This window comes from Streptomyces sp. FH025 (assembly GCF_017427025.1).
Taxonomy (GTDB): domain Bacteria; phylum Actinomycetota; class Actinomycetes; order Streptomycetales; family Streptomycetaceae; genus Kitasatospora.
The window spans coordinates 1-4,586 of sequence record NZ_JAFLNG010000625.1 but is presented as its reverse complement, the minus strand read 5'-3'; the positions used below and the strand labels follow the sequence as shown (position 1 = coordinate 4,586).

The 4,586-nt window shown below is 76.0% G+C and carries 4 protein-coding genes; 3 read left to right on the top strand and 1 reads right to left on the bottom strand.

What is annotated here, in order from left to right; all coding sequences use genetic code 11:
- The 3 genes from J0670_RS30840 to J0670_RS30830 all read left to right on the top strand — a co-directional run.
- Positions 1-189: hypothetical protein (locus tag J0670_RS30840; RefSeq protein ID WP_207815088.1), on the top strand; the 189-nt coding region annotated here is incomplete at its 5' end.
- A 116-nt stretch (positions 190-305) separates the two neighbouring features.
- Positions 306-1,304, top strand: coding sequence for a hydroxyacid dehydrogenase (locus J0670_RS30835; protein WP_207815087.1), 999 nt, complete (start codon positions 306-308; stop codon positions 1,302-1,304).
- A gap of 3 nt (positions 1,305-1,307) precedes the next feature.
- Positions 1,308-2,609 carry a sulfatase-like hydrolase/transferase gene (locus J0670_RS30830; RefSeq protein ID WP_207815085.1) on the top strand — a complete coding sequence of 434 codons (1,302 nt, stop codon included), beginning with the start codon at positions 1,308-1,310 and terminating at the stop codon, positions 2,607-2,609.
- Positions 2,610-2,654: 45 nt separating this feature from the next.
- Here the strand turns inward: J0670_RS30830 and J0670_RS30825 are convergent.
- Positions 2,655-4,586, bottom strand: a 1,932-nt coding sequence (locus J0670_RS30825) for a hypothetical protein (protein ID WP_207815083.1), incomplete at its 5' end; no start/stop codon positions are given.

Below are 4,586 nucleotides of genomic sequence, written 5' to 3'. Positions count from 1 at the left end.
ATCGCCCTCGGCGGGCGGCTGTTCTGGGAGAGCGGGGGCGAGCTGCCGGCCGCGATCGAGAGCCGGTTGCAGGGGCGGGTGCCGGTGCTGCCGCGCCTGGTGGTGGTGCATAGCACGACCACGGAGCTGGTCGGCGCGGCGGCGGCGGCCGTCCGGCTCGCGGACGGGGCCACCTTCATCACGCGCTGAGCCGCGCCCGGTCGACCCGCTCGGAGGCCTGGGAGCCCTCACTATTTCTCACTGTGATAGAAACTCCTTGCGCGCCGGCGATCCGACGTGCGCGCCAGCGACCCGAGGAGACCCGGATGCCCACCGCCGCCTTCGCGATGGACCCGGCGCGCTTCCCCGACGTCTACGGCCCCGAGGCCCTCGCCCGGGTCGCCGCCGGCGCCGGGCTGCTGACCGACCCGACCGCGGCGCACGGCGTGTGGAGCGCCGAGCGGCTGGCCGCCGCACCCGAGGCACTGCGCGACGTCGAGGTGCTGTTCACCGGCTGGGGCGGACCGGTGCTGGACGCCGCCGCCCTGGCCCGGCTCCCCCGCCTTCGGCTGGTGCTCTACGCGGCGGGATCGGTGCGCCGGATCGCCGGCGAGGCGTTCTGGGCGGCGGACATCCCGATCGTCACCGCCGCCCACGCCAACGCCGTCCCCGTCGCGGAGTTCACCGTGGCCCAGATCGTCTACGCCCTCAAGGACGGCTGGCGCCACGTCCTCGCCGCCCGGGCCGCCCGCGCCGCCGTCCCGGCCGGCCGCACCCCGGGCGCGTACGGCTCCACCGTCGGCGTCCTGTCGCTCGGCGCCGCCGGGCGCCTGGTCTGCGAGATGCTGCGCGGCTACGACGTCCGGGTCCTCGCGCACGATCCGTACGCCCCGACGCCGCCCGGGGTGCGGGCCGTGGGCCTCGACGAACTCTTCGCCACCGCCGACGTGGTGAGCGTGCACACCCCACTGCTCCCGGAGACCCGCGGACTCGTCGGCCGGCGGCTGCTGACCGCGATGAAGCCCGGCGCCACCCTGGTCAACACCTCGCGCGGAGCCGTTCTCGACGAGCCCGCGCTGCTGGAGGTCCTCGCCGAACGCCCGGACCTCTTCGCCGTGTTGGACGTCACGGACCCCGAGCCCCCGGCGCCCGGCTCGTCACTGTTCACCCTGCCCAACGTGGTCGTCACCCCTCACCTGGCGGGCAGCCGGGAGCTGGAGCGCCGCCGCCTCGGCGACCTGGTGGTCGGCGAGTTCGAGCGCTGGCTGCGCGGCGAACCGCTGCGGTGGGCACTCGACCGGCACACCTACGAACGGATGGCCTGAGCCGTGCCGCGACACCGCGACCCCGACATCGTCAGCCCCGACATCGTCGTGATCCTGACGGACCAGCAGACCGCCGACGCGATGAGCGCCGCCGGGAACCCGTACCTGCGCACCCCCGCGATGGACGCGCTGGCCGCCGCCGGCACCCGCTACCCCAACGCCTACTGCGCCCAGCCGCTCTGCACGCCCTCCCGCGCCAGCCTCATGACGGGCCGCCTGCCCAGCACGGTCGGAGTCACCGGCAACACCGGCGGACCGCAGGACCCGCTGCTGGGGCGGCTGTTCACCGAGGCCGGGTACGACTGCGGCTACGGCGGCAAGTGGCACCTGCCGGAGCTCGACCTGCCCGAGGGCCGGGGCTTCCGCCGGATCCACCCGGCCGGCGGGGACGATGCCGGACTCGCCCGCGCCGCCGCCGAGTTCGTCCGCGCACCGCGCGAGCGGCCGTTCCTGCTGGTCGCCTCCTTCCTGGAGCCGCACGGCATCTGCGAGTGGGCCCGCGGCCAGGACCCTCGCACCGGCCCGCTCCCGCCCGAGCCGCCCGTCCCGCAACTCCCGCCGCTGCCGCCCAACTTCCCGATCGCGCCGTACGAGCCGGCACTGCCCCGGCTCGCCCGGTTGGCCCAGCCGCACACCCACCCGACCGCCGAGTGGCGCGAGGACGACTGGCGCCGCTACCGGCACGCCTACTACGCCCTGGTCGAACGGGTCGACCGGCACATCGGGCTGCTGCTGGCCGCGCTGGAGGAACGCGACCGGGAGACCGTGGTGGTGTTCAGCTCCGACCACGGCGACGGCGCGGGCGCCCACCGCTGGAACCAGAAGTGGGCCCTGTACGAGGAGTGCGTGCGGATCCCCCTGGTGGTCACCGGGCCCGGGGTCGCCTCCGGCACCGTCGACGAGCGGCTGGTGGCGGCCGGGCTGGACCTCATCCCGACGCTCTGCGACCTGGCCGGCATCGAGGCGCCGGACGGGCTGCCCGGCCGCAGCGTCCGCGCGCCGCGCCCGCACGACAGCGTGGTGGTCGAGACCCGCTGGGAGATCCCCGGCTTCAACAACGCCCTGGGCCGGATGGTCCGCGCCGGGCGGCACAAGTACGTCTGCTACGCCTGGGGCGACCACCGCGAGCAGCTCTTCGACCTCGCCGCCGACCCCGGAGAGCTGGTGAACCTGGCGGTCGACGCCCGGCACGCGCCGCTGCTCGACCGGTTCCGGGCCCTGCTCTCCGAGCACTGCGCGGCGGTCGCCGACCCGTTCGCCCGCTTCGTGCCCCCGGCCTCGCAGGTCTCGGACGCGACCCGATGACGAAGGGGCCGGCCCGCTCGGGCCGGCCCCTCCTCCCCCGGTCGCTCACGGACGGACGGCGATCAGCTCGCGCCCCCGCAGGGTGTAGAGCACGCCGTTCTCGTCGGCGGCCAGCCGGGCGCCGCTGTACCACTCGGCGTCCACCTCGACCAGCACGGTGGCGGCCAGGGTGTCCCGGTCCAGCCGGAACAAGCTCCGCTCGCTGATCCCGTACAGGGCGCCGCCGTTGACCAGCAGCCGCGGATTGGTGCCGGCCGGTGCCCCCAGGTCCGCCCGCCGCCCGATCACGGGGGTGAACCCGGCTCGCCTCGAACCGCACAGGTCGACGGTGAACGCCCGGCCGTTCACGGTCAGCCCGTACAGGGTGTTCCCGAGCACCGCCAGGCTGCTGACGCCCGCCCCCAGATCGGTCGCGGTGCGCCACAGCTCCCGCCCGGCCCGGTGGTCCCAGGCGGCGAGGTCGCCGCGCGGGCCGGTCGGCCGGGCGTTGTCGCCGCCGAGGAACGCCTGGCCGTGCCCGACCGCCACGGCGCGAACCAGCTGGCCGGGGCCGAGCGGGTCCGGGTGCACGGTCGGCAGGCCGCTGCCCGGGCGGTAGGTGACGAAGGAGCCGCCGCCGGTGGTGTCGGCCTGGATCCCGAGCAGCAGCAGGCCGCTGTCGGCGTCCCAGCGGATCACCTGCGGCCGGTTCTGCTCCTGGGGCAGCGCCGCCTCCTTCACGGGCACCCGGTCGGCCCCCGGGCGGTAGCGCCAGATCCCCTGCGAGGAGTAGACGCCCAGGTAGAGGGTGCCGTCGTCGAGGATCACGGTGTCCTTGGCCTCGCCCGGCACCGGGAGCTTGCGGACGGTTCCCGCGGCCAGGTCGTGCAGCGCGATCGAGCCGTTGCCGCCGACGTACACCCGCCCGGCGCGGGCCGCCACCGACATGCCGAGCTGAGCGGCGGCGGGCGCGCCCGCCTCGACCAGGTCCCGGGTGGCGACGGCCCCGGTGGTGAGGTCCAGGGTCCACGCGGTGCCGCCCTCGGTGACCCCGGCCAGGGTGTCGCCGAGCCGGCCGAGGCCCCACGAGTTGCCGTCCGGCACGGGCACCGCGAGCTGGTCGAGGGCGCCGGTGGCGAGGTCGTGCCGCCACAGCACGCCGTGCTCGGTGGAGGTGAACCAGAGGGTGTCCCCCCGCCGCTGGAAGTTGGTCACGCTCTTGGTGCCGGGGACGGCGAAGGCCCTGAGGACCCGGTGGTCGGCCGGGTCGAGCAGCGCCACGTGGGCGGGCGCGCCCTCGGTGGACACCGCCAGCAGGTCGTCGCCGAGGACGGTGATCCGGCGGACGATCGTGTCGCCGCGCAGGTCGGGCGGGGTGATGTCGGTGACGGCGCCGGTGGCCCGCTCGACGGCGTACAGGGTGGCCCGGGTCGCCCCGCCGCCGCCCGCGAGGTTGCTGCCGACGCCGAGGTAGGCGTGGGTCGCGGTGGCCGCGACGGCGCGGCCCTGGGTGGCGTTCGGCGCCGGGGACGCGACCTCGGTGACCGCGCCGGTGGCCGGGTCCCAGGCGTACAGGCCGGGCCCGGCGGCGCGGCCCTTCTGCCGGCCGGTCGCGTAGACCGTGCCGTCGGGCGCGACGGCGACGTCCCGGACGTCGGCGCCCGGCACGTTCCCGAGCGCGGTGAGCGTGCCGTCGTAGCGGTAGAGGTTGTCCTCACCGGGGGCGTCCGTGACCCCGAGGTGGAGCACGCCGCCCTGGGCGGCCGAGCCCTGGACGAAGTTTCCGGTCGGCAGTTCGACGGTGGCGGTGACCTCGCCGGTCGGCAGGTGGTAGCCGATCACCCGGGCGGGGGCGAGGTTGCGCGAGCCGATCCACAGGGTCTCGCCGATCAGCGTCGCGCTCATCAGCGGGAAGTCGGCGTTCCCTGGGCCGAGTTCGGTCACGTCCGGCCCGGCCGCCGCGGCGGCGGGCAGGCCGAGCACCGAGAGCGCGGCCAC